Source organism: Marinobacter salinexigens (assembly GCF_008370345.1).
Lineage (GTDB): Bacteria > Pseudomonadota > Gammaproteobacteria > Pseudomonadales > Oleiphilaceae > Marinobacter > Marinobacter salinexigens.
Genome location: NZ_VTUU01000001.1, coordinates 611,108 through 636,253, shown reverse-complemented (window position 1 = coordinate 636,253; position 25,146 = coordinate 611,108). Strand labels below are relative to the sequence as shown.

At 54.1% G+C, this 25,146-nt stretch carries 18 protein-coding genes and 2 pseudogenes; 7 read left to right on the top strand and 13 right to left on the bottom strand.

Features of this window, described 5'->3' with window-relative positions:
- Positions 1-25: 25 nt before the first annotated feature.
- From FWJ25_RS20480 to FWJ25_RS03005, 6 genes and pseudogenes are all read right to left on the bottom strand, one after another.
- Positions 26-403, bottom strand: a pseudogene (locus FWJ25_RS20480) (methyl-accepting chemotaxis protein); the annotation flags it as partial.
- Between the two features lie 162 nt (positions 404-565).
- Positions 566-1,249, bottom strand: a pseudogene (locus tag FWJ25_RS20475) (PAS domain-containing protein); the annotation flags it as partial.
- A gap of 255 nt (positions 1,250-1,504) precedes the next feature.
- Positions 1,505-3,076 carry a WG repeat-containing protein gene (locus FWJ25_RS03020; protein ID WP_188093550.1) on the bottom strand — a complete coding sequence of 524 codons (1,572 nt, stop codon included), beginning with the start codon at positions 3,074-3,076 and terminating at the stop codon, positions 1,505-1,507.
- 29 nt (positions 3,077-3,105) lie between these two features.
- On the bottom strand, positions 3,106-4,107 hold the full coding sequence (locus FWJ25_RS03015) for a hypothetical protein (protein WP_149598745.1): 1,002 nt from the start codon (positions 4,105-4,107) through the stop codon (positions 3,106-3,108).
- Positions 4,108-4,173: 66 nt separating this feature from the next.
- The gene (locus tag FWJ25_RS03010; protein WP_149598744.1) at positions 4,174-7,317 is read right to left on the bottom strand and encodes an efflux RND transporter permease subunit; all 3,144 of its coding nucleotides are present in this window, start codon (positions 7,315-7,317) and stop codon (positions 4,174-4,176) included.
- Positions 7,318-7,323: 6 nt separating this feature from the next.
- The gene (locus tag FWJ25_RS03005) at positions 7,324-8,445 is read right to left on the bottom strand and encodes an efflux RND transporter periplasmic adaptor subunit (RefSeq protein ID WP_149598743.1); all 1,122 of its coding nucleotides are present in this window, start codon (positions 8,443-8,445) and stop codon (positions 7,324-7,326) included.
- 341 nt (positions 8,446-8,786) lie between these two features.
- Between FWJ25_RS03005 and FWJ25_RS03000 the strand changes: the two genes are divergently transcribed.
- Complete coding sequence (locus FWJ25_RS03000; RefSeq protein ID WP_149598742.1) at positions 8,787-10,787, top strand: PA domain-containing protein; 2,001 nt, start codon at positions 8,787-8,789, stop codon at positions 10,785-10,787.
- Between the two features lie 92 nt (positions 10,788-10,879).
- Here the strand turns inward: FWJ25_RS03000 and FWJ25_RS02995 are convergent, their stop codons facing one another.
- Entirely contained in the window at positions 10,880-11,830 is a 951-nt protein-coding gene (locus FWJ25_RS02995; RefSeq protein ID WP_149598741.1) for an adenosine deaminase, read from the bottom strand.
- A 202-nt stretch (positions 11,831-12,032) separates the two neighbouring features.
- Between FWJ25_RS02995 and FWJ25_RS02990 the strand changes: the two genes are divergently transcribed.
- Both FWJ25_RS02990 and FWJ25_RS02985 read left to right on the top strand, forming a co-directional pair.
- Positions 12,033-12,659, top strand: a complete 627-nt coding sequence (locus tag FWJ25_RS02990) for a DUF6436 domain-containing protein (protein WP_149598740.1) — start codon at positions 12,033-12,035, stop codon at positions 12,657-12,659.
- Positions 12,660-12,676: 17 nt separating this feature from the next.
- A complete protein-coding gene (locus FWJ25_RS02985; RefSeq protein ID WP_188093549.1) occupies positions 12,677-14,242 on the top strand; it encodes a methyl-accepting chemotaxis protein in 1,566 nt (521 codons plus the stop codon).
- Here FWJ25_RS02985 and FWJ25_RS02980 read toward each other — a convergent pair.
- Complete coding sequence (locus FWJ25_RS02980; protein WP_149598738.1) at positions 14,232-15,128, bottom strand: alpha/beta hydrolase; 897 nt, start codon at positions 15,126-15,128, stop codon at positions 14,232-14,234. The two genes, FWJ25_RS02985 and FWJ25_RS02980, sit on opposite strands and share 11 nt — an antisense overlap.
- A gap of 209 nt (positions 15,129-15,337) precedes the next feature.
- Here FWJ25_RS02980 and FWJ25_RS02975 point away from each other — a divergent pair, with 209 nt between their 5' ends.
- Positions 15,338-15,541 carry a DUF3185 family protein gene (locus tag FWJ25_RS02975; protein ID WP_149598737.1) on the top strand — a complete coding sequence of 68 codons (204 nt, stop codon included), beginning with the start codon at positions 15,338-15,340 and terminating at the stop codon, positions 15,539-15,541.
- Positions 15,542-15,627: 86 nt separating this feature from the next.
- On the opposite strand, the gene FWJ25_RS02970 is transcribed toward FWJ25_RS02975, so the two are convergent.
- Together FWJ25_RS02970 and FWJ25_RS02965 are read right to left on the bottom strand one after the other, a co-directional pair.
- Positions 15,628-16,428 (bottom strand): PEP-CTERM sorting domain-containing protein, encoded by an 801-nt coding sequence (locus FWJ25_RS02970; protein ID WP_246166633.1) that lies wholly within the window; start codon positions 16,426-16,428, stop codon positions 15,628-15,630.
- 164 nt (positions 16,429-16,592) lie between these two features.
- Positions 16,593-17,279: a DUF6445 family protein gene (locus FWJ25_RS02965; RefSeq protein WP_149598736.1), complete on the bottom strand. Its 687-nt coding sequence runs from the start codon at positions 17,277-17,279 to the stop codon at positions 16,593-16,595.
- Between the two features lie 137 nt (positions 17,280-17,416).
- On the opposite strand from FWJ25_RS02965, the gene FWJ25_RS02960 reads away from it, so the two are divergent.
- Complete coding sequence (locus FWJ25_RS02960; RefSeq protein ID WP_149598735.1) at positions 17,417-18,976, top strand: tryptophan halogenase family protein; 1,560 nt, start codon at positions 17,417-17,419, stop codon at positions 18,974-18,976.
- Positions 18,977-19,038: 62 nt separating this feature from the next.
- Here FWJ25_RS02960 and FWJ25_RS02955 read toward each other — a convergent pair whose 3' ends face one another.
- On the bottom strand, positions 19,039-21,069 hold the full coding sequence (locus FWJ25_RS02955) for an NADPH-dependent 2,4-dienoyl-CoA reductase (RefSeq protein WP_149598734.1): 2,031 nt from the start codon (positions 21,067-21,069) through the stop codon (positions 19,039-19,041).
- A gap of 118 nt (positions 21,070-21,187) precedes the next feature.
- Between FWJ25_RS02955 and FWJ25_RS02950 the strand changes: the two genes are divergently transcribed.
- Positions 21,188-21,802 carry a TetR/AcrR family transcriptional regulator gene (locus tag FWJ25_RS02950; protein ID WP_149598733.1) on the top strand — a complete coding sequence of 205 codons (615 nt, stop codon included), beginning with the start codon at positions 21,188-21,190 and terminating at the stop codon, positions 21,800-21,802.
- 198 nt (positions 21,803-22,000) lie between these two features.
- Positions 22,001-23,548, top strand: a complete 1,548-nt coding sequence (locus tag FWJ25_RS02945; RefSeq protein WP_149598732.1) for an AMP-binding protein — start codon at positions 22,001-22,003, stop codon at positions 23,546-23,548.
- 125 nt (positions 23,549-23,673) lie between these two features.
- On the opposite strand, the gene FWJ25_RS02940 is transcribed toward FWJ25_RS02945, so the two are convergent.
- On the bottom strand, positions 23,674-24,663 hold the full coding sequence (locus FWJ25_RS02940) for a porin (protein WP_149598731.1): 990 nt from the start codon (positions 24,661-24,663) through the stop codon (positions 23,674-23,676).
- Positions 24,664-24,813: 150 nt separating this feature from the next.
- Complete coding sequence (locus tag FWJ25_RS02935; protein ID WP_149598730.1) at positions 24,814-25,122, bottom strand: ribbon-helix-helix domain-containing protein; 309 nt, start codon at positions 25,120-25,122, stop codon at positions 24,814-24,816.
- Positions 25,123-25,146: the final 24 nt, after the last annotated feature.

The following is a 25,146-nucleotide window of genomic DNA, read 5'->3' as shown; positions in this document are numbered from 1 at the left end:
TTGGCCATACCCTACCTGTTGCTAACTACTTAGCCAAACGATTTGCAAACTGGGACACCGCATCGACCACTTCACGGGCCGCTTGCTGAATTTCATTGATAACGCCGCTAGCTTCGTTAACCAGCCCCCTCACCTCTTCAGCCTGGGATTTGCTCGATTCGATGATACTTACAGCCGCCGACGTCAACTCCTGGTTCTTGCTCACGACACCCACGATTTCATCGGTTGCCTCAGAGGTCCGGGACGCCAACTGCCGGACCTCATCCGCAACGACAGCAAAACCACGACCCTGTTCACCCGCCCTGGCTGCTTCAATCGCTGCGTTCAAAGCGAGCAGGTTGGTCTGCTCGGCAATGCTGCTGATACTTTCGATGATGGTATTGATCATATGGGACTGCTGATCAAGATTGCCGATACTCGTTACCGCGTCCGTCATCTGAACAGCCAGTTGCTGCATGACTTCTGCGGTATTCTCCATCACCTCGATACCTCGCTTGGCACTGGCGTCCGTGGCCTGAGAGGTATCAAATGCGACGCTGGCAGCATGAGCAACCTCCTGTTCCTGCTGCACTTGTTCAGTGATAACCGTGGCGAACTTTACAACCTTGTAGTATTCATCATGGGTATTTTTCAAGGGATTGTAAGAAGCCTCGAGCCACACCTCCCGGCCTGCCTTGTCTACCCGTTTAAACCTGTCGGCGACAAAGTCCCCGCCACGCAACCGATCCCAGAACCGCTCGTAGTCCGGCGAGTTGTAGATCTCTGGAGAGCAAAACATCCTGTGATGCTTACCTTTGATTTCATCGAGGGTGTACCCCATTGAGTCCAGGAACAACTCATTGGCATGCAGGACGTTGCCCTGAAGGTCAAACTCGATAACCGCCATGGACCGTTGCATGGCCGCAATCTGGTTCTCATGCTCCTTGGCGGTTTCGATGATGTCGGTGAGGTTATTGGCGTAGATGGTGAAGTGATCGAGATTACCATGGATGTTCTTTATCGGGCAGACGGCACCTCGAAGCCACATGGTCTCGCCCGTCAGATTCTGGATCTCCCAGTGCCCTATCCACAGCCGCTCATCCCGTATGGCAGACATCATGGGCTCAGCACTTCGAGCATTGCGAAGCTGGGGCGGCAACAGGTCCTGGACATGCTTGCCAACCAGATCCTGTTCGTTGCAGCCAAACTCCGATACACCAACCTTGTTGCAGGCAGTGATACTACCCGCCGGATCAAGGTCCAGCTCCATCAGCTCCAGCCCAACGTCCTCCAGGAACTGTTGAACCATGAAGAGCTCTTCCTTGAGTGATGCGTTTTCCTGACGAAGCTTGTTTCCGAACATGAAAGCCATCCTGGTTTTGCCGACGTTATTTGCCTTTACTCAGACTAGTCTATCGGCGGAAACCGGGTTCACTTTATTTCGGCCAAAGCGCCGACTCCTATAATGCCACTGGTCCGCCCCCATCGAATCGGGACAATGTCTTGGCCCCGAGGTGCGTGGATGTTAACGAAATGCCGTAGTTGGCTTGCCGCGCATGTCAATCTGGGCACATTCAGATTTACCTCTGCTCGTTTTGTTGCAAGCCTTCGCTGTTCCGAGCTTTGCATCAAAACGGTCCAGGCTGTCGTACTTTGCGGGAATCACCACGTTGAATCGGCCATCAAGTGCACCGTACTTGTTTGTATCTCTGTCCAGAAAGATAAGTCGGTTGCCGCGAAATGACTGATGCACAACGTAATAACGAGTAGAGTCCAGGCTTTTTACAACGTCAAAATGACGGTTGATAACCTGCCAATCACCGGTCGATCTTATCCATCCTGAGTGATCAAAATCTATATCGCCCTTGAGCACAGCCGCAAAACCGTCATCACTGAACCCGGTGGTCAAAGAATAGACAGCCGGAGTCAGCTGTCGGCCATTGCGATCGGCAAAATAATGCTTCGACCAGCCGCAAAAATAGCTGATGGTCGGCCCACCGAAGCCCAGACCATGGTGTTCGTATTCACCGCCGCACTCCTCAGTCGCCACAAACTCCGCTGTAAAGCTTTGTCCGGCACACGCACCCAACGCCTTCTGCATCTTGCCACCGGCTTCCCAGTCGCCGTTGATACGGGCAAGGCTCTCGCTGTCTGCGCAGGTGCTGTTCGGCAGACTGGCGATCATCTTTTCACGGTCGGCAGCGGCGTTGTCTGGCTTGGTAGCTTTTTTCTGATCCAACTCGGCGAAGGTCCGCTTTGCCTTGTCTTTCTGATAAACGGCGGTCATGAATGAATCAAAGGCGTCGTCACCTGCCTTGCCGTTTCTATCCACGAGGGTCGTCTTCTTTTTCTCGAATGCCTCCGCCTCGCGCTGCGCCCTTTCCGCACTCTCCCTTACAGACTTCCGGAGCCAGCTTTTAACCGCCCACAGGTTGATGGAAGCCGATTGCACGGAAGCCGGCCACTTATCAGCCGGCGACGACATCCACGAGAAAAACCCGCTTTTTTCCGACGAACGCTCCTCATAGGCCGAGAGCATGTCGACATACAGCTCCTTGGCACGCTGCGGTTCCTCGTAACGATCAGAGATATCGTTCCAGAACAACTCACTCCAGGACGGGCTGCTTGGGAAGTTGAAGCTTGGTTTGTTCGACCCGGCAGTTTTCATGATGCCCGCGTCGCACAGCATCAGACGGTTGTTTTTGATCGCCAGTCCGGGCGCCAGCGGGTAGGCAATGTCCACATCGTACAGAACAATATCGTTCAACACGGACGCTGGAAGCTTGGTTACGCTGAATGAACCCTGGGACGATCCGGTCAGCCCCGCATCAAAGCCGTCATCACCGGCATACACGGATAACAGCTTCCAGGACGCAACACAGGTGAAAACTGGTTCCCCGATGAGTACACCGACGGTCAGCCGGCTCTCTACCTGAACCACTGCGGAATACCCGGTGCCCGAATCTTTAACGGTCAGCTGATCAGCACTGAAGCTCACGGTATGGGGGCCAGCCGTTGGTGGTATCACCGCTGCAGACAAAGATGTGGAGAAGAGCCAGCAACCCACTACCAAAAACGCAACTTTCTTGGCAATCATGGACAATCCTGTTGAGATAATTCGCATAATCAGAGGAACGCCTGTGCTTCAGTCAGGTAGCCCTGATGACGGGGGTCCCGAAGGTACATCTGGGCGGCCCGACGTGCATTCTCGTTGTCCCCTACCAGGGACAGGGCTTTAGCGAAGTGGAAGTAGAACGTGGCCGGCAAATCTATCTCCAGATCCTGGATCTTGAAGAACTGTTTAACTGCACACTTATAGTCTGACTCATTCATGCACGAGCGAATCTGATGAACGTAGCGGCTATAGAGTTCGGGTTTCGTTAGCCACTTTTCGGAGAAGAGATTGAGAGAAGCCACCGATTTACTGCTGTAGTAGTAATCCGCAGCAGCCGTCGCTTCGCCAGCGTTCAGTTTGGCCGAAATGTAGAACTCTTCAGGCTCAAATGGCGATTCCAACAGAATGCCTTTCACGTCGAGCTTGGCTTGCCCTCCAGAGATCTCAGGTTTCAGGTTTTTCTCCCACTCACCTGACTTGCCCTTGGCCGTCAGCAGGACATCCAAAGACGCAGACGGATAGCCCAGTTCACCCGTCCGAATTTCCTCATCAACAACCCTCACAAACTCTTTATCGCCATTGTCGTATGGGCCATACCAATCGCCGTCCCGCCCAAAACATTCAGCTGGCTTATCGAGACAAATCAGCCAGATAAAAGGGTTCAGAATGTAGAACAGGTTGGGGTCTTTGCTGGTACGTACAGAATAGACGGGCTGGTTATAGAGGTTCTTGGTCACCCGGTAATCCTGCTCCAGTTTCATTACAAACTGACCATCACCCAGGTACAGAATTCCGGTTTTAATCGAAGTATCAACGACAGATACCCTTTTCGCTTCGTAATCAGGCTGCCATTCCTCAACCTGATTCACCCCATATCGCTTGTGGTCTCTTGTGGTGCCACATCCGCTCACAACCAGCACGGCCAGGATCAATATGAGCGGAGCCAGCCCCCGCATTGAGTACACACGGAAGGCCCGGACGGGCACAGCAAACGAAGTTCTGAGAGACGCCATCTTACTACTCGTTAGGTTGCCTGATCTTGAAAGATAAACGTTTGCATTATGCCTTTTGCAGACGGATCAATGTTTTATTTTTTGTTTCAGGCTCTCCCGCACACTCTGCACGATGGCGTAGAACGCTGGAATCATTGGAGTGCCGATCAACAATGCAGCCAGCATGCCCCACATGACGGTATGCCCCAGAGACAACTGACTGAACATGCCCGCTCCGCTGGCAAACGCCAGAGGGAGAATACCGAGCACAAAGGAAAGCGCAGTCATGCAAACGGCACGGAAACGTAGCCTGCCAGCCTCCGCAGCCGCTTCAAGGATAGACAACCCTTCTTGCTCCCGCCGCTCCTTGGCAAATTCAACAATAAGGATGGCATTCTTCGCCGCCAGCCCAATCAGAAGCACAAGCCCGACCTGGGCAAACAGGTCCAGAGCCCCCAATTGCGGAATCCCGATCTGCCCGACGAGCAACAACCCGCCAATGGCACCGGCAACCGCAATGGGCACGACCAGAATAATGGCTGTCGGGATGGACCAGCTTTCATACTGCGCCACCAGAAACAGGTAGATGAACACCATCGCCAGGGCAAAGGCGATGCCAATCTGGTTGCCCGCTTTACGCTCCTGATAGCTCTGTCCTGTCCATTCGACCTGATATCCGCCCGGCAGCACCTCATCGGCAATCCGCTCAAGCTCGGCCATGGCGTCTCCACTGGAAACACCTGTGCCTGGCTGAGCGCGCATAATCGCGGAACGATAGAGGTTGAAGCGGTTGCTGATATCCGCGCCGAGTACAGGCTCCATGGTAAGTACTGTTGAGAGCGGAACCATGTTTCCCGTGGTGCTGCGAGCGTAGAGACGTTCAATATCCCTCAGATCAGACCGGTAACCGGGGTCCGCCTGCATCATGACCCGGAAGGTCCGGCCAAACAGCGAGAAATCATTGATGTAGCTCGATCCCAATTGGCTCTGCAATGCGGAGAAAATATTGGTCAATGGCACCTGCAACGTCTTGGCCTTGTTGCGATCGATGTCGATACGATACATCGGTACATTGGCCCGGAAACTTGTATAGGCATTGCTGATCAGAGGAGACTGGTTAGCCGCCGACGTCAGGATCTGCATGGCGCCGGCAAGTTCTGCATGGCTGCGGCCAAGGGTGTCTTCCAGCACCAGTTCCAACCCACCCACCGCACCCATGCCGGGCACAGACGGCGGGGGAAAGGCCTGAATCTGGGCTTCCGGGATGGCTTTGTAGGCCTTTTGCGTGATACGTGCTGAAACCGCGAGGGAAATGTCCCGGAAATCCGGACGGTCATCCCAGTGCTTGAGGACCACAAAACCCGTACCACCGTTACTCTGCACGCCACCGGACAGCATGGAGAAACCGGCAATCATGGTTGCTGACTCTATGGCCGGATCATTGTCCAGCAGGGTTTGAAGCTGCTCAATCACTGCCTCCGTACGGTTAATCGAGGCGGCATCCGGCAACTGAACGTTCACCAGCAACAGGCCTTTATCTTCCGTTGGTACAAAACCTGTGGGAACGGCCCGCGCCGCAAAGAACAGGCCGACCATGATCAGCCCGTAAATTCCCAGGGTAAGCCCCCGCCGCCCCAGCAACGCGCCAACGACCCGCGAATAGCCTCCTGTCACCTTCGCAAAACCGTTATTGAAATAGCGATACCAGGCCGCATCGGCTTTGTCTCGGCGCAAAACCATACTGGCCACCGCGGGGCTCAGACTCAGCGCACAAACGGAAGAGATCACCACAGCCACACAAATAGTGACCGCGAACTGGTTGTACATCACCCCCGTGATACCTGGCATCAGCGCAACCGGCACAAAAACCGCCAATAGCACAAGCGTCGTTGCAATAATGGGCCCGGTGACCTCCTGCATCGTGCGGGTTACGGCTTCACGGGTCGATATATCAGGGTTTTCGTGAAGGTGTCGGTCTGTGTTCTCCACCACCAGGATGGCGTCATCCACGACGATACCGATGGCCAGGATCAGACCAAACAGCGTGATAGTATTGATCGACATATCGGCTACCAGCATCACCGCCAGGGTGCCAATGAGAGACACAGGTATGACGACCGTCGGCACCAGCGTCGGGCGCCAGTCCCCCAGAAAAATAAAGGTGATGAGCACCACCAGCCCGACAGCCATCAAAAGCGAGGTAGTCACCTGCTGGATCGCCACTTCCACATATCGGGTCGTGTCATAGCCAATGTCGTAGTCCAGACCATCCGGGAAGTTCTCACTGAGTTCGGCCAGCGCTTGTTTTAAAGCCTCACCGGTGGCCAACGCGTTGGCACCTGGAGACAGGTAGGCAGCCAGGACAGTGGTAGGGTGGTTCTGATAAGTGGCGGCAATGCTGTAGGAGAGCTGTCCCAACTCGATACGACTCACATCGCCAAGACGAACCATCCCTCCATTCTCGTCAGCCCTGAGGATGATATTTTCAAACTCCTTCACATCCTGAAGCCGACCCTCGAGCTGCAACGCATACTCGGTACTGAGGTTGCCATCAAAGGGCGGCGCACCAATCTTACCCGCGGGCGCCTGAACATTCTGTTCCTTCAAAGCATTCGAAATATCATCAGGCGTTATGCCCAGCGCGGTCATCTGCGGTGGATCCATCCACAGACGCATAGAGTAATCCGCCGCGCTGAAGACGCTGACATCTGCAATACCTTCCACCCTCTTGAGCGGATTCTGCACGTTGAGCAGACCGTAGTTCGCGATGAACAATTCATCGAGTGATCCATCCGGCGAGTAGAGGTTGATGGTAAACAGGATATCCGGAGATCGCTTATCAATGGTCAGGCCCTGAGCCCGGACCTCAGCAGGTAACGATGGTTCAGCCAGTTTAACTCGGTTCTGAACCCGCACCAGGGCCATATCCGGGTCTTCTCCGACTTCAAACGTAACGGAAAGACTGTAGCTACCGCTGTTGGAGGAACTGGAGGACATATACTCCATGCCCTCCACACCGTTGACCACATCTTCGATAACCTGCCCCACAGACTCCTCCATGATGGCCGCAGAGGCTCCGGGCCAATTCGCGCTCACAGAGATCTGTGGAGGTGCAACGTCCGGATATTCGGAAATCGGGAGAAGGCTCATCGCCAGCAGGCCGGCGAACGTAATAACCAGCCCCACCACCATGGCCAGCTTGGGCCGCTGAATGAAAACGCCACTAATCATGACTGATTACTCCCCGGTGTGAGCTTCGGTCGCCGGTTTGAACTCCGACGCTATGACCTCGTTTCCGGGGCGGACCTTCTGAATGCCCGCAACGATGACTTTAGTTCCGGCCTGCAAGCCGCTGGTGACCAGAACATTCTCGCCGTAGCGGTCGCCGGTCTGCAGGTTACTCCGCTGTACCGTGTGTTCGTCATTCACCGTAAACACGTAGGTACCCTGCTGATCCACCTGCAGCGCAGCCTGAGGAATCATCAGTCCCTGAAGGCTTTCCTTCATACGGACCTGTGCCTGCACATACATACCAAGCCGCAGTATATCCCGCGGGTTGGGGATCGCCGCTCTGACTTCCACAGTTCCCGTGTTGGTATCGACGCGATTGGATACATACACAATCTTGCCCGTGTAGGGGTACTCACCACCCCCCGGCATTTCCAGCACAACATCCATCTGAGACGGATCGGGGCCATCCTCATTCATCGCAGCCTCAGTGAGCAGGCGCTCAGGAATCTGGAAGACCGCCTGCATATCGTTGCCGCCCACCAGGGTGGTCAACGTTCCAAAGCCCGGACTCACAACATCGCCTACCGAAGCAACAGAACGGCCCACCCGCCCGGCCTGGGGTGCCTTGATGTGGGTATAGGAAAGATCCACTTCAGCGCTTTCAACAGCCGCCCGTGCCGACTGCTCAGCGGCTTCGGCTTCCTGGAGGCGAGACTTCAGGGTGTCGTATTCGGAGGCGGAGATGTAGTCTTTGTCCACCAGTTTATCTGCACGAGACAAGTTACTCCGCGCCTCTCCCAGCGTGGCCCTTGCTCTTTCATGCTCAGCCCGCGCTTTCGACAGCGCTGCCTGGTACGGCGCCGGATCAATATCAAATAACGGTGCTCCTGCCTCCAGATTATCCCCCTCGCGGAAGTGCACAGCCGTCAGTTTCCCGGACACCTGTGCGGTTATGTTTACATCGCTTCGGGAATCCAGACGGGCAGTAAACGTTCGCCCGGGTTGGTATGGCTGCTCACTGGCCGTCACCACAAACACCTCCTGCCTGGGAGTTTCTGGCGGCGCTGCCTCCTCACACCCTGCCAATAGCAAAAAAGTCAGCGGCAATCCGTACTTAATCCAGCGCATAAGGCTCTCCGTGTTACATGTCGGTGACAAAATTGCCCGACTCCCTATCGGTTTAGTGGTTGACGGATACTATAGCAATTCCTCCCGGCTACCGTGCCTACAACTTCGGTTTCCCTTCACTAATTGTGCTTAAGATCAAACCAGAATGAGTAAGGCTATGATGCGTCCAAATCAACTAAGGCCCCCCCTGAAACCCTGCTATTGTTTTTTCGGGTATCGACGGAGGCAGTAATACCTGATGCGGATTAAAACATTCAAAAAAGCAGGGCGGCTATTGTACTGATCCGGGTCATGACTGAGCGCGATCAGGGATGACGCCTTAATAAATCAAGGAGTGCATCATGGCGATAACGCGCGGATTCCGGTCACTGGCTGCAGTAGCTCTGTCTGCCACAGTGGCATTTTCGGCCCTGGCAGACGAGATCCACGTCTCCGACGGCTCCAGGGCAGACAACAAAAACCTGTTGCACGATACACCTCTGCCGGATGGCCATGTGCCATCAAACGTAAACTACGGGTTCAGCGTCATCGGCCGGGATACGCTCGGCGGCATATCCAGCGGTCTTTACACCGATGTCTGGGCCCACGAGGGCTATGCCTACATCGGCACGTTTCAGGAACCCGAGTGCACCCGGGCGGGTGTCTACATTTCCGACATCCGTGACCCTGCCAATCCGGTCACCGTCGGCATGATCAAGTCCCCACCACAAACCAGAATCAACGACGTTAAAGTAGCGCGAATTGGTGATAAGGACGTGCTGATTCACTCTCTCGAGCCCTGTGGCCCTCTGGTCGGCAACGACAGCCGTCAAAAAGGGCAATCAGGCATTTCGCTGTGGGATGTTACCGACCCCACCAATCCCCACGCCCTGAAGCAGAACTTTCTGGATTTTCCGGTTCACAACACCTTTGCCTGGACAACAGCCGAGGGAAACACCTACCTGCTGATCGTGGACGATGTCGACACAAATGATCTGAAGATAGCCGACCTCACCAAGCCCCAATCGCCGAAACTGATCACGGTGACCGGCATTCAGACCTGGCTCACAACCAATCCGGAAATCGCCAATGACGGGCAACTGTTTATGGGTAGCTTCGCCGTGCCCTTACTGCACGACATATGGGTTAACGACATGGACCCGGGCCCCGGAGAAAACTGGCAGGCGGTACTGTCCTACTGGGACGCAGGTTTTATAACCCTGGACATAAACGATCCCTACAACCCGGTGTTTCTTGGCGATTCGACCTATCCGGACCCGGACCCTGTCCACGCCATCTCGCCTCCGGAAGGCAATGCTCATGCCGCCGTGTTTGCCGGACCGGGGTTTGACAAGATTTTCGCGGGTGACGAAGACTTCGACTCCCAATTCACCGCAGTAACCGTGGAAGGGGAAGCCTACCGGGCCAGCCAGGGTAGCGATGTGCCCCAGATCGGGCCCGGAGCCGATATTGAAGAGCTTGTAGCTCAAACCGCCTATGTGGGCCTGGCCTGCGAAGGCCCCCTGCCCACCGCTTCTGAAACCGGAGCTGATATTGCCCTCATCGAACGCGGCAGCTGTGCCTTTACCCAAAAAGCTCAATCCATCGAAGCCGCCGGTTACAGCGCGGGCGTGGTTTTCAACTCCGCAGTCCCTGGCAACTGTGAGGCCACAGTGTCGATGCTTGTTGAAGGGGGCATCCCCATGTTGTTCGTCCCGCGCTCGAGCGGCTTTGCTGCACTCGGTATTGCCGGCTATGACGCAAGCCTTTGTCCTGAAGGAGAAGGTGCCAACCCGGCACTCCCAGCCCCTGGCACACTGGGACTGATTGCCACCCTTGGCGCAGAGTTTGACGGCTGGGGTTATCTGCACGCGCTCAACAACACATCAAGCCAGGTTACCGTCAACCGTGGAATGGGGCCCGATGCCGAAACCGTCACGGTGGATTACCTCGGAGAGATGGGCTATTACGCGCCAGCTGAGGCTACTGACCCAGCGCTGGCCTCCGGTGCTGGTGACCTCACCATGCATAATCTGGAAATTGACCCCACCTACCCCAACCGAACCTTCATAAGCTGGTACTCGCTGGGCATGCGCGCTGTGGAATGGCGGGAAGGTCATTTGCACGACAACAGCAAAGGTGAAGGGATTGTTTCCTGGAACATGCACGAAGTCGGACGTTTCATTGCCGGTGAGGAATACGGTGAAGCCGCAGGCTCTAATTTCTGGGGCGTTCATGTCACCGAAGTGGATGGAGAACAATACATCCTGGGCACCGACCGCAACACAGGCCTTTGGATATTCCAGTGGAGTTGTGAGGACGCCACCGACGTACTTTACTGCAACGCTCCAGTCACCCCCTGAGCATGCATGCCAGCCCGGGCAGTCAAGTACTGCCGGGGCTGGTTGATCGCGGCCTGTCAGGTTACTGAACCAAGCAGTCCGTGCGGGGTGCCTCAGACCAAACGGGCCTCCAGACTGTTCTCCGCCAGTTGACGAGCCTGATCTTCGGTCATTCCCAGACCATCCCTCAGGGCTACAAAATTCTCCAGAACGTAGCCACCGAAGTAAGCAGGGTCATCGGAGTTAACGGTGACCTTAACCCCTTTCTCCAGCAGCTTCAGGATATTGTGATCACGCATGTCATCAAAGACACAGAGCTTTATATTGGATAGCGGGCAGACAGTCAGGGGAATCTGTTCATCAACCAACCGCTCGATCAGACGGGGATCTTCAGCAGCCCGCACCCCGTGATCAATCCGATTGACCTTCAGCAGGTCGAGCGCTTCCCAGATATACTCCGGCGGCCCTTCCTCTCCGGCATGGGCGACCGCCAGGAAACCTTCAGACCTAGCCTTCGCAAAGACCCGCTCAAACTTGCTGGGCGGATGCCCCAGTTCGGAGCTATCCAGCCCAACGGCGAAGAAGGCATCCCGATACGGCATGGCCTGTTCCAGCGTCCGGAAGGCATCTTCCTCAGACAGGTGCCGCAGGAAGCTGAGGATCAGTCCGCTGCTGATGCCCAACTGGTCTCGCCCATCGCTCAGCGCTTTCGAGATACCATCGATAGCCACGCTAAAAGGAATACCGCGCTCGGTATGGGTCTGGGGATCATAGAAAGGTTCAACATGCACAACACCCTGCGCCTTGCAGCGTTGAAGGTAGGCCCAGGTCAGGTCGTAAAAATCCTGGTCGGTCCGCAGAACATTGGCCCCCTGATAATACAGGTCGAGAAATTCCTGAAGGTTGCCGAAGGAATAAGCCTTGCGCAGGGCTTCCACGTCCGTCCATGGCAGATCGATGGCATTGCGGTTGGCAAGACTGAAGAGCAAGTCCGGTTCAAGAGCACCTTCAAGGTGAAGGTGCAGTTCCGCTTTCGGTAAGGCTTTTAGCCACACTTCGTCCATTTTTCTCTCCCGATCAGATGATTCCGACCAGTCTACCGTCTTGAGCCCCGGATCACCTCCATCGGCCAACAAACAACACTATTCGATATTGCAATAATTTTGATTATCTTCTCATTTCTTAACACTTCTATATACAAAATAGACACACCCTGAATGAAAGCTTGCTACATTGATAAGAACTCTTTCAGATATTTAATAACAAATGAGCACAGGTCTACGGAACCAGATCGGGCTGGGACTGCTTGTTGCGTGGTTACTGGCATCAGCTCTCGGGTATTGGTGGTATCAGGCCCGCTACCTGACAACCTACCATTCACCCGATAGCACCCAATCCAAGCCGGATGAAGTGCGGGCGCGCCTGGAGGCTGGCTGGCAGGCCGTGGTTGAAGGGCAAAACCTGAGAAAGGCGAGCGCCACTCTGGTTCACTTCTCTATGCCCGGCTGTCCCTGTTCCGAGGCGAGCCTGCAGCATCTCAGGAGCCTGTATGAGAAATTCCGGCTCAGCGGCCTCCAGATTGTTCAGGCCGCTGATCAGTTCAGGGACTTCCCTGAACCGGTGAATGAGCAGACCCGGAAAATTGAGATGCCGAACTTGTGGTCAGAAGTGAAGGCAGTACCCGCAGCGGCACTGTTTGCGGAAGATGGCCGATTGATCTATTTCGGGCCGTACTCCAGCGGGCCGTCTTGCGGCAACGGCATTAACTTCGTCGATAACGAACTCCAGCAACTTTATCAACAACACAATCAGCAACGCACTGGCAACCAACTCTTGCCATGGATCAACAACCTGGCTTTTGGTTGTTTCTGCTCCACTGGCCAAAGAACCTAGCCCCGGAGAGTATTCGTATGGAAACGTCAATTGAAATACCTGTACAGTCCAGCCATCACAGAATAGCTTCTGAACCTCCCACGACCCAGCGTATCTACAGTCAGTCGCAACAACACAAAACCGCCGACCGACTGATGATTGGTGTCAGCTGGCTTCTCTTGCTATACGCCTTCGCCCTGGCGAACTGGCACAATACCTGGACTGCAGTACTCTGGTTCGGTCTCCCCGCTGTCCTGATTCCAACAGCCATCGGTCTGCTCTGCCCTGGTTCGAGATTATCCCGTGCAGGTTTTGGCGCTGGATTTATGATTTTCTCAGCCCTTCATATTCATCAGGCCCATGGCATGATCGAAATGCACTTTGGCATCTTTATGCTACTGGCGTTCCTGCTGTACTACCGTGACTGGCTCCCGATTGTCTTTGCCGCAGGCATCATTGCCGTCCACCATCTGGCATTCAACTATCTTCAGGTTTCCACGGATATTCCCGTTTACGTATTCACCGCTAACACAGGCCTTGAGATTGTCCTCCTCCACGCGGCCTATGTGGTCTTCGAATCCGCTATCCTGGTGGTCATGTCAATCAAGCTGCGCCGGGAAGCCCGGGAAACCGAAGATGTTTACGCAGTTGTTGGCAGCCTGCTCGAAGGAGGGGACCAGATTGATCTCCGGGGCTCCGGCCACATGCCCGGAAGCCTGATTGGCCGGGCTCTCCACAATGTGATGACACAAACCCGGAAGGTAATGCAGGACACCGGCAACGTGACCCGGGAGCTGGACGAGACCAGCACTCAAATGTCGACCCTCGCCGAAAACCTGGCGAAAAACTTCCGCGCAGAAGAAGCCAATACCGAACAGGCCACTTCGGCAGTGAGCGAAGCAACAACGGCTGTACAGCAGGTTGCCACCTGCGCCCGGGAAGCGGCGGAAGCAGCTGCAAACGTGGATACCGCCTCTCGGGAATGCTCCCGTGAGATCAATAACAGCCGGCAGGTTGTCGAGCATTTATCACGAAGCGTTCACCAGGCCGGTGAACGGGTCAGCCTCCTGAATGAAGACAGCCAGAGAATTGGTTCTGTGCTGGATGTGATCAGCAGCGTGGCCGAACAAACCAACCTGCTTGCGTTGAATGCCGCGATTGAGGCTGCCCGGGCAGGTGAACATGGACGTGGGTTTGCGGTTGTCGCCGATGAAGTCCGTGAACTCGCCGGGAAAACCCAGCAGTCAGCCCAGGAAATTCAGAACGTTATAGACAATGTGCGCCGAGAAGCCATGGAGGCGAACGACGCCATGGCAGAAAGCCGCAAAGCGAGCGAAGATACCGTCACGGTATTCGACGCCCTGACAGAGCGACTACATACCATTGCCAGCGGGATCGAACGTATCAACGTGGCCAACACTCAAACTGCTGAAGCAGCTGTTCACCAGCAGCAATTGATGGAAAACGGCAATAACGGCATGCTGGCCATTCGCGACGACATTCTGGCCAGTAGCGACGAAGTGAGTCACCTGGCCAGAGTCAGTGGCAATTTGAGAGGACTGGCAGAGCAGCTCATGCACCACTCTGCGCGTTTCAGCGTGTAGGCAGGTGCCGCCCGAGAAACGCCAACTGATCCTTGATCGACTGTGCCAGCGGCTCCCCGCGGTATACGTCAAAATGGCCCACCGGGTAGTGGAGTACTTCTGCCTTCGGCATTTTGGCGGCAGCTTTGACCGCAGCACTGGCTGGCGCGACTGTATCCGTGTCACAAATAAGCACCAATGCCGGACAGGTTACCTTGCTGGCGACGCTGGTAGGCCGGAACAACGGAACCGCATAGCTTACCCCGGCAGCTACCTTGTTCGGGGCATTGGGCGCCAACAGCGGCACGTATCCGTTCTGACAGTCGTCAGCAGTCATCATACCCAACTCCCCCGGATGCGCTGCCGACGCGATGTAGTTAGGAGACATCCCCAGTCCGCGGCGAATCCAGTCGGTCGTCGCATGATAGGTCAGGCGGAGGCCCTGCATCAGGCCCGCGTAGCCAATCACTCCCAACAGAGACGCCAGCCCATCCATCATCGGGCATTGGGAAATGGTGCATTGGACATGGCCATCCTTTGCCGCAGCTGAAACCACCAAGCCACCTGAAAACGAGGTTCCCCAGAGGCAGATCCGGTCAGCATCAATACGTTCCAGTTGCCGCACGAATGCTGTAGCCGCCAACCAGTCCTCAATCTCTTTGCCCGGGCTAAGCGCCTGGCGGGGCTCCCCGTCACTCTCTCCAAAGTGCCGGTAATCAAACGCGAAAACGGCATAGCCAGCGTCGCAGAAAGCCTCTTTGAACGGAGCGAGCCCACTGTCATGAGTCAGCGCAAAACCATGAGCCATCACGATACAGGGCAGATTTTTTGCGTCAGCATCGGGAGTGTATAAAACACCGCGGCAGATGATGCCATGGCTCAGGAATTCCAGGGGAGTTTCTATCATGGTTCAGCCCTTGTTAGTGGTTTTGACGAAGACAGAGTAATTCCAGGCTCCCATTCTCGGTACCTTCAAGCACGAATACTTAACGTTTTACGAAGAGTATTTGCCAGATTCCGACAGGGAACGCACCGCTTGCCCATCATCGCTGCAAGTGTCAGTCTAACGCTGAAAATTTGATAACAACCAGAGCCTTGGAACAAAGGGAACGCACAATGGGAAATTCCAAACTGATCGGCATCGTACTGCTTGTGGTGGGCATCGGCCTGCTCTACTTCGGCTACCAATCCACACAGTCCGTCGGTAATCAGCTCACTGAAACACTGACTGGCCGGTTTACTGACGAGACCATGTGGTACCTGATAGGCGGCGCGGCCGCCGCAGTGGCAGGAGCGTTTCTGACCTTTGTGAAGAAATAAGCAAGGCCGGAAAAGTGACGTAAATAAAAATACCCGGTCGTTTAAGGCCGGGTATTTCTTAGACTGGTGAAGGGGATAATAAAAGGTTATTTCTTTTTTGCAGATTTTCTGCGAGCGGCCAGAATCCCCAATAGTCCCAGCCCGGTCAGACCAAGCGTACCCGGTTCAGGAACAGCAACAGAATCGGCCGGATCAACAGGCTTGAGTTTTGTGTCGTAATCAAGATCAAGAAAGAGACTCAGGCTGTCAAAATGACCACTATCAATCGTGAAGTTGTAGTCCAGAATTCCATCAGACATCAAATCATTGAGTGAAAACTCAGAAAGCATGACCGAATCTGACACATCTCCCCACTCGTTACGATCGTAATAACGATTCCTGAGCAGACGATTTTCCTGAACTGTATTGATATACGTGTCAGGATTATTGGTTGAGCCACTTACCTGCTGGTCGCCAAAGTCGGCTATAACAACATCAGTCTCGCCATCACCTTCGTATTTGTTGTAGACATACTCGGTACCGTAGACAGGGTAGCCCGCCGCACCATAGCATGTGCGCCCCCAACCACAGTTATAAGAGTAGTAATAGGTATAGTAACCCACCTGTACCCTGTAACTTTCCGCATATTGAGTATATACGGGGGTTTCCATTTCACTGGAGTACCCAAAAAGCCGGATCGTTGCCTCATTTGCAGTTACATCAAGCCCAATGTCCGACTGTTCGTCCAGAAAGCCTGAAATATCAAAAGAACCAGACAGGGAATCGCCCTGGGAAAGGTAGGTATCAATGGACTTCTCAAATGTAATCAGTCCGGCATTTGCTGTTCCACTTACAAGTGCTGAAGACGACAGCCCTGCAGCGATTATATTTTTTTGAAGTTTGTACACAGCCTACTCCTTTCTATCGACCGAATTCGCACAAACGTCTCAAAAGCAATTTTCAAACCAGCTATTACAACCCTGTGATTTAAATACTTTTAACCAGGAACCAGTGCGCTACCGGCAGGAAAAAAAAGACTATATGTAAAGAAAATTGACACTCACTTCCTTGATCAGGCCATCCGATTAATTATTACTCTTTGCGTCAAGCGTTTTTCATTCAGAGAGCCCTGTTCAGGCGGCACTTTAACTTCAACCGAGTGCCAGACATTACCCGGCCAGATAACCAGGCGATTCAAGCGCCCCTCTATTGCCGTGACTTTCTCCCAGGCCCCTTGGGAGTCTGTAATATAGGTATCCGGGCGCTTTTCTGACTGGCTTTTTGTCACAGATTCATAGTGGGCCTTTTCAGCAGGACTCACTACTGTCATAGAACCTGTATCCCGATTTCGGAAAAAGACCGTTCCACCATAGTCCTGAACGTTCAGGTAGATCACACCCAGCATAGGCGTACCGTCAATATGTGGCTGGCCCTGGTTTTCCACCAGGGCATTCTCCGCAGTTGTTAACACCGAAAAGTCTGTATTTATAGATTCCGGAGAGATATTACGTTTAGTCGCATGACTAAGAACCTTTGAAACGAACACGCGAAATGGTGCAATGCCAGGCATACCCGGGTCGAGCGGCTGATGCCGACCAGGATAATACGCCTGAGAATCGGGGAAGCTTCGCTCGAAGGCAAATGCCCTGACCTTCTGGGGATCGACATAAAAATCATCAATAACAAATAGCGGGACCTCATGATCCCCAAGCCAGACCACTTCAGGCTTAGAGTGGAAATTAATTTCAAAAGGGGACATGCCAACTCCTTGAATATACATCAATAAAGATGAGAGATTACTTCCCTGATTGCGCCAATATAGTGCCTAAAAACCATAGCAGCTTTTTATATATACTAACCAGGATTCGATCCGTTCAGGAAACCAGGGACTGAGGTATGAAGCAAAGCGAAAAAAAAGTGATAAATATCGTCATTGCTGGCGGAGGTAGCGCAGGATGGATGGCTGCAGCGTTTCTAAGCGAGGCCTTCAAGACAAAAGACAATAAACAATACAAAATCAGCCTAGTAGAGTCCGACAACATAGCCCCTATCGGCGTCGGTGAAGCAACCATTCACACCATGAGGGGATTCCTCGGTGCCTGCGGCATAGACGAGGGAGAGTTTCTCGTTGCAACCGATGCCACATTCAAGCACGGAATACTGTTCAAAGACTGGCTCCAAAAAACCGCCCCAGATGTGCCTCCCCACCAATACTTCCACCCATTTGAGAGTTTCGTACACCTCTCTCCCGAGCCGCAGACCAGCCACTGGCTCAACGCAAGGTTACGTGGCGCAACTACTGAGAGATATGACCGCTGGGCGGGAATACAGGGGGCACTCGCTGCTTCAGGCTGCGCGCCTAAAACGTGGCAGAATTCCCAATACGAAGCGCCCGTCAATTACGGATACCATCTTGACGCCAACAAGTTTGCCGAATTCCTGAAGAAAACATCCATTCAAAAACGGGTCTCGCATGTTCGGGCAAACATCACCGCTGTCACGCTTGATGAGCTTGGCAATATCCGAAGCCTGGGCCTGGCCAACGGAGAATCGATTCAGGGCGATCTGTTCATTGATTGCACCGGTTTCTCAGGCTTACTGAACCGCGCTGTAGGCGCTCAATTCATAGATTACTCCAACTATCTTTTTTGTGATCAGGCAGTGACCCTTCGTTACCCCCGCACTGGCAAGGACTATCAGCCTCGCCCCTACACCACGGCGACAGCCCGTGAATCAGGCTGGACATTTGAGATTGACCTTCAGGAGAGGACGGGGCTCGGGCATATCTATTCAAGCAAACACTGCTCACCTGAAGCCGCCGAAACAGCGCTGCGGAACTTCTTCCCGGATATAGATCCTGCAGCAGAAGCTACGCACCTGAAAATGAAAGTGGGACGACTCGAAAAGAGCTGGAATAAAAACTGTGTAGCCCTGGGACTTTCCTCGGGTTTTCTGGAGCCCCTGGAATCCACCGGTCTTTATTTCATCGAAATTGCGCTACGGCTCCTTGTCGACTATTGGGATCCACTGTCCCAAAGCGCCGCCTGCCGAGAGCAGTTCAATTCTTCATTTAATGCGACTTTCGATGAAAGCATGGAGTTTATCGTACTCCACTACGTACTATCTGAACGCGAAGACACCGCATTCTGGCGAGATATTCAAACAGAGACCGGAGACCTGCCAGCGCTAAAAAGCAAATTGGCAATGTGGGAGCACAAACCGCCCACAGATGCCGACTTCAAGAACGAAACCATTGCATTCAGAGCACCCAACTATTCCGCCGTGCTCTACGGTATGAACTGGTTGCCCCATGAAATCCCTATTGGCATTTCCCATATTCCTCCAGAGAAAAGTCTGGAAAACTATACGACGATGAAAAAACTCCAAAAGATGGCTGTAGAGGGCTCACCCAAGCACACTGAATACCTGCAGAAGTTCACTGCCTCCTTTAGGTGAAGTGCCAGCGGAAAACCTGAACGTGGTACCGGTAGCTAACCGATACCACGTTCCCAAACACATCAGAGCGTACGAGCCAACTCAAGTCCGTCAGCGAACGCCACCTTGGCATCCATACCACGAGCGTCCTTGGCAGCACCGATGCGGTGAACGTTCACACCGCTACCTTCCAGTTCATCCGCCAGGTCGGCACGGGGGCGCTGGCCGGCACAGACGATAACCGTGTCCACTTCCAGAGCCTTTTCCTCGCCACGGTACTCAACACGCACCAGTTCGCTATCCACCTGCTGGAAGCTGACACCGCCCCACATCTGGACGTTGCGCTTCTTCAGTACTTCGCGGTGAATCCAGCCAGTGGTCTTGCTGAGATCTGCACCCACTTTCATATCACGGACCTCAAGCAGGAAGATCTCGCGATCCACTGCAGGCATCGGTTTCGGAGCCGTCAGACCACCACGGGTTTCAAACCGGGTATCGACACCCCATTCCGCCATGAACCCTTCCTTGCCCTGATGCACATGCTCATCGGACTCGGTCAGGTATTCAGCAACATCGAAACCAATGGGACCGGCGCCAATAATCGCCACACGCTTGCCCACTGGCTTGCCGTGCTCCAGTACATCCAGATAATCGAGATATTCAGCATTCTCGATACCCGGAATCGGCGGTGTCCATGGACGAACTCCTGTGGCGACAACCACATCGTCAAAGCCTTCGGCCAGCAGTTCGTCCTTGGTGGCTACTTGCCCCAGACGAACTTCCACACCGGCATTCTCGAATCGGGCTTTGTAGTAACGCAGAGTCTCGAAAAATTCTTCCTTACCCGGAATACGGGCGGCCAGTTCGTACTCTCCACCCAGGGTAGTCCGGGATTCGAACAGAGTGACCGAATGCCCACGCTCAGCAGCTGTCGCAGCTACCATCATGCCAGCCGGGCCTGCACCAACAACTGCAATGCGCTTCGGCGCGTTTGTCGGCTGAACTTCCGGCTCATCTTCACGGCAGGCTTCCGGGTTCACCAGACAGGTGGTCATCTTGCCTTCAAACACGTGGTCCAGGCAGCCCTGGTTACAACCAATACAGGTATTGATCTCGTCAGCTTTGCCGGCTTCAGCCTTGGCAACAAAATCCGGGTCTGCCAGGAACGGACGCGCCATGGAAATCATGTCTGACTGACCGGATGCAATCGCCTGCTCGCCAACTTCCGGCGTGTTGATGCGGTTACAGGTGATCACCGGTACCTTCACTTCGGAACGCAGTTTTTCGGTAACGCCGGTGAAGGCCGCGCGGGGAACGCTTGAGGCGATTGTCGGTACCCGTGCCTCGTGCCAGCCGATGCCGGTATTAATAATCGTGACACCTGCCTTTTCGACTTCCTTGGCCAGGGTAACCACTTCGTCCCAGGTGCTGCCTTCTTCAACCAGGTCAAGCATGGACAACCGGTAAATCACGATGAAGTCGCTACCCACTTTCTCGCGCACCCGACGGATGACTTCCAGAGGGAAACGCATGCGGTTTTCGTAGGAACCACCCCAACGGTCAGTACGCTGGTTGGTACGCGCCACAAGGAACTGGTTGATCAGGTAGCCTTCAGAGCCCATCAGCTCGACACCGTCGTAACCGGCTTCTTTCGCCAACTCTGCACCACGGGCGTAATCTTCAATCTGTTTCTCGACGTCCGCATCGCTCAACTCGCGAGGGGTAATCGGGCTGATTGGCGCGCGAATGGCAGAAGGTGCAACCGCCGCAGGGGTTGCGGCATAACGACCAGCGTGCAGCAACTGCATGCAGATTTTACCACCGGCGGCGTGGACAGCGTCGGTCACCATCTTGTGATGAGGCACTTCGGCTTCGTCGTCCATTCGTGCTGCGCCGTGAAAGACCACACCCTCTTCGTTCGGAGCGATACCGCCGGTCACAATCAACCCTACCCCTCCACGCGCACGCGCCGCATAGAAAGCCGCCAGCTTTTCAAAGCCACCGGGCTGCTCTTCCAGATTGGTGTGCATGGAGCCCATCAGCACCCGGTTTTTCAGTGTGGTAAAGCCCAGATCCAACGGGGCCATCAGATGCGGATACAGGTTTGCGGTCATGCTTGGTCTCTCCTCTCTACGTATTCGAACGCCGGACTGTTTTCGCCCAGTCGATTTTGACACCGTCAAGATATAGACCAAACTTGACAGCGTCAAGTTTCAATTCTATCGTCACCGGATGACTGCAACCAAACCCTACCACCACGGCGAACTGCGCCCGGCACTCGTTGCCGCCGCCAACGCTATCATTCGCGAAAGCGGTATCGAAAAACTGTCCATGAGGCGCCTGGCTGACCAGGTAGGCGTATCCCGCACTGCGCCGTATCACCACTTCAAAGACAAAAATGCGCTGCTTTGTGCCATTGCCGAGATGGGGTTTGAAGAACAGAACCAGATGACCCGAGAGATCCTCGATGATCCCGAGGACAACAACAATGAAGCCGTTTTTGCCCGCTGGGTCAGGGCCTATATACGCTTTGCTCACGAGAACCCCGAAACCTACGACCTGATGTTCGGAAGGGAAATCTGGAAAGGAGGGACACCGACCCCCTCACTGCAGGCAATATCCAAGACCAGCTTTCGGCTTTGGGTCGATCTTGTCGCAAAAATGCAGCAGCGCGGTGTTCTCCCAGGCAGCCATTCTGCGCTGCGAACAGCTCAGGCCAGCTGGGCAGCCTTGCACGGCATGGCCCGGCTGTTGATCGACGGGATCTATGTTCAGCGCGAAGACCTTGAGGAGATTGCAGAAACTGTTGTGGATCTACTGACCCGAACAACTCCGGACAGCCACTAGCGCTCAAGCCACGCCCCAACATTCGCAATTCGCGCGCCGCTTTTCATACCTGGAAGGCATACCCGCCATACAGGTCAAACAATGCTCCCGCGGCATAGCCACAATAGAACATTGACATTGGTTGCTTCCCAAACCGGTGACTAATCTTTTCAGGCCAAGCTGAAATGCTTCCCTATGGTTTGAAAAGAGACAACAATAATGATTCACAGCTGCTCTACAGCGCCACAGCTGTATCTGAGCGCTTTGCGCCAGAACCCCGAAAACATAGCCATTCAAACCGAAAACCGGAGCGTCACCTGTCGCCAGTTGGAAACCCTGGGCTGGCAAACCGTCCGTGTCCTCCAGCAACAGGGACTGCACACGGGCGACACGATAGCTCTGCTGATGAGCAATCGCCTGGAGTCACTGGTAGCGCTGCTCGCGGTTCAATTGATGGGGTTGAGATATGTTTCTCTGCACCCTATGGCCTCTCCTGAGGATCACAAGTTTGTGTTATCAGATTCCCAGGCCAACGCTCTGATCATCGATGACCAGAACTATAGCGACCGAAAACTGGCACTCGCTGATGCAGTTCCAACCATGATTGAGCTCGAGGGCACTGCTGACAGGCCGGGGCTGATGATGTTAGCTCCGGCAATGGATGACAGCCCTCTGACACCTCCGGAGGACCCCGGCATTAGCTACAGGCTTGCCTACACCGGGGGAACGACGGGCAGATCCAAGGGTGTCATCCATACCCACCGGACACTCACCACCATGGTTATGCAAATGCTGGCCACCTATGAATGGCCAGATACTCCGCGATACCTGGTAACAACCCCGATATCTCACGCCGGGGGATCGCTCGTAATACCGACACTGTTGAAGGGCGGCACCATTTACTTCATGGACAAATACAGCCCTGAGCTTTTCCTGCGCATGGTCGAGAAATACCGCATTAACTTCACATTCCTCGTTCCGACACAGATTTATGGATTACTCGACTACCCCAGGCTGAGTGAGTTCGACCACTCATCACTGGAACTCGTTCTTTACGGAGCATCTCCCATTGCGCCAAGCCGCCTGCAACAGGTGTTACACACCTTCGGGCAGGTGTTCGGCCAGATTTACGGCCAATCGGAAGCGCCGATGACAATCAGCTATCTCGCCCCAAAGGACCACATTGCAGACCAGCCAGAGCGCCTGCGTTCCTGTGGAAAGATCATTATCGGGAATCAGGTACAACTTCTCAGTGCAGACGGGAAACCTGTCCCGACCGGCGAGATCGGCGAGTTATGTGTGCGAAGCCCTCTCATCATGGAGAAGTACCTGAACCGACCAGAGGAGAACGAAAAGGTATTTGCCGGTGGCTGGCTGCATACCGGGGATATGGCGCGGATGGATACCAACGGGTACCTGTACCTGGTGGATCGCAACAAAGACATGATTATCAGCGGCGGGTTCAATGTTTACCCCAGCGAAGTGGAACACTGCCTGGCCCAACACCCCCACGTAGCATCGTCTGCCGTCATCGGAATTCCCCACGAGAAATGGGGGGAGCAGGTAACAGCTGTCGTGGTTCCAAGGCGGGACGTCGATTGCAGCGCTGAGGATCTGATATCCTACGTCACAAAACACAAAGGCGCGGTTAACTCACCAAAGCAAATCATCTTCGTTGATGAACTACCCCTGACTGCCGTAGGCAAGATCGACAAGAAAGCTCTGAGAGCACAGAGTTGGGCTGGCGAAGGCCGCCAGATACATTGATTCTGCAACCGGCCATAAGGTCGGTATGAAAACAAACGGGATACCCCAAGGCATCCCGTTTGCAAAAAAGCCGGAGCAAACGCCCCGGCAAATCCTGAGAACTCAAATACTGCAGGTAACACTCATTACATTGAGAATTTGTGCTCGAAGCCGATACCGAAAGTAGTATCTTCGCTGTCAGCCAGATCCGCTTCTACCTGGGAGAAGTAAGCAAAAGCCTTGCTGTTCTTCGCCAGTTTGTAGTCAGCACCCACAGCCATCAGGGTCAGCTCTTCGTCAGTGGTGTCAGCCTGGGTCAGACCGTACTGGGCTTTCAGCTTCCAGCGATCCAGCTTAACTGCGCCGCTCACCAGGTAGCTGGAATCTTCGCCGTTTCCAGCTTCTTCTTCAGCCAGTTGGTACAGCAGACCTACTTCAAACATGTCCATGCGAACCATACCGGTAGCGCGCAGGATGTTCAGCTTGCTGTCACCTGTCGGATCGGCTTCCAGCTTGTCCGAAATTTCGGAATCGTATGCCAGAGCACCGTAGAACGCGCCATTATCAAAAACCACAGAGCTTGAGATCGCATCTGCAACGCCATTGTCTTCAGCGCCAGCAGACTGGTCTTCACCCGGGATCAGGGCAACGTTAACTTTTACCATGTCAGCGATGGTCGGAGTGCTGTACTGCACAATGTTGCTGACGCGGTTATCGCCGGCCATGATGTTTTTCAGGTCACCCTGAATGTCGTTGAACTGGTCAACCTTACCCTGGGAAGTCTTAAGCGGGGTATCGAATTTACCGGCGATCAGAGTACCGGCCTTGGCGTGTTCAAAACCACCGTAGATGTTGCGCTGGGCGAACGTCTGGCCGTCTTTGTCGCCATCGTCGACAGAGATTTCAAACTCGGCCTTGTACACAGCTTTCAGATCCTGAACGTCCAGATCCAGGTCACCTTTTACACCCAGACGTGAAGCATTGCTCTGCAGCTTCCACGCATCGTTGGTGCCGTCGTCCTGATTCTCGTAGGAAACATTCACCTTACCGTAGACAATCGGGCCTTTGTCAGCCATAGCCACAGACGGTGCTACAACCATGGAACCAATAGCCAATGCCAAAAGACGCTTCTTCATTACTACCTCGCTATCAATGATCGGATGTGATCGGTGTTTAAGCTCGAGGCAAATATGACTTTTGGTTATGACAGGCTCATGACTATTAATTTGCAGTTATATTTCAGAATTAAGAAAACGGGAAGAGTCTGGGGATAAAGTGAACAATTCCTATCCAACGGCGTTCGAACCGACAACCATCAAAGGCACCGGTCTCGCCTCACGCTGAGCAAGATAACGGGTACAGCTTACCCTCAAAAAAGAAGCAAAGTTCTCGACTTCACCTCGCAACTCCATCACTTCTTCGTAGAGTTTGGTGATCAGCTGATTGGTGGTCATGCCATCCACTTCAGCAATTTCCTGCAGGATGTCCCAGAACTGGTTTTCGAGTCTCAGAGTCGTCACTACGCCGCGAATGCGCAAGGAACGAGATCGGCACTCATAGAGGATGGGGTCAGCTTTTACGTAGAGTTCGCACATGGGGTCCTTCTCCATTGAAGCAGG

Bases quoted from the DNA above. Each gene is read 5' to 3' on its own strand.
- FWJ25_RS03020 (WP_188093550.1), bottom strand. From the start codon at position 3,076: ATGATTGCCAAGAAAGTTGCGTTTTTGGTAGTGGGTTGCTGGCTCTTC.
- FWJ25_RS03015 (WP_149598745.1), bottom strand. From the start codon at position 4,107: ATGGCGTCTCTCAGAACTTCGTTTGCTGTGCCCGTCCGGGCCTTCCGT.
- FWJ25_RS03010 (WP_149598744.1), bottom strand. From the start codon at position 7,317: ATGATTAGTGGCGTTTTCATTCAGCGGCCCAAGCTGGCCATGGTGGTG.
- FWJ25_RS03005 (WP_149598743.1), bottom strand. From the start codon at position 8,445: ATGCGCTGGATTAAGTACGGATTGCCGCTGACTTTTTTGCTATTGGCA.
- FWJ25_RS03000 (WP_149598742.1), top strand. From the start codon at position 8,787: ATGGCGATAACGCGCGGATTCCGGTCACTGGCTGCAGTAGCTCTGTCT.
- FWJ25_RS02995 (WP_149598741.1), bottom strand. From the start codon at position 11,830: ATGGACGAAGTGTGGCTAAAAGCCTTACCGAAAGCGGAACTGCACCTT.
- FWJ25_RS02990 (WP_149598740.1), top strand. From the start codon at position 12,033: ATGAGCACAGGTCTACGGAACCAGATCGGGCTGGGACTGCTTGTTGCG.
- FWJ25_RS02985 (WP_188093549.1), top strand. From the start codon at position 12,677: ATGGAAACGTCAATTGAAATACCTGTACAGTCCAGCCATCACAGAATA.
- FWJ25_RS02980 (WP_149598738.1), bottom strand. From the start codon at position 15,128: ATGATAGAAACTCCCCTGGAATTCCTGAGCCATGGCATCATCTGCCGC.
- FWJ25_RS02975 (WP_149598737.1), top strand. From the start codon at position 15,338: ATGGGAAATTCCAAACTGATCGGCATCGTACTGCTTGTGGTGGGCATC.
- FWJ25_RS02965 (WP_149598736.1), bottom strand. From the start codon at position 17,279: ATGTCCCCTTTTGAAATTAATTTCCACTCTAAGCCTGAAGTGGTCTGG.
- FWJ25_RS02960 (WP_149598735.1), top strand. From the start codon at position 17,417: ATGAAGCAAAGCGAAAAAAAAGTGATAAATATCGTCATTGCTGGCGGA.
- FWJ25_RS02955 (WP_149598734.1), bottom strand. From the start codon at position 21,069: ATGACCGCAAACCTGTATCCGCATCTGATGGCCCCGTTGGATCTGGGC.
- FWJ25_RS02950 (WP_149598733.1), top strand. From the start codon at position 21,188: ATGACTGCAACCAAACCCTACCACCACGGCGAACTGCGCCCGGCACTC.
- FWJ25_RS02945 (WP_149598732.1), top strand. From the start codon at position 22,001: ATGATTCACAGCTGCTCTACAGCGCCACAGCTGTATCTGAGCGCTTTG.
- FWJ25_RS02940 (WP_149598731.1), bottom strand. From the start codon at position 24,663: ATGAAGAAGCGTCTTTTGGCATTGGCTATTGGTTCCATGGTTGTAGCA.
- FWJ25_RS02935 (WP_149598730.1), bottom strand. From the start codon at position 25,122: ATGTGCGAACTCTACGTAAAAGCTGACCCCATCCTCTATGAGTGCCGA.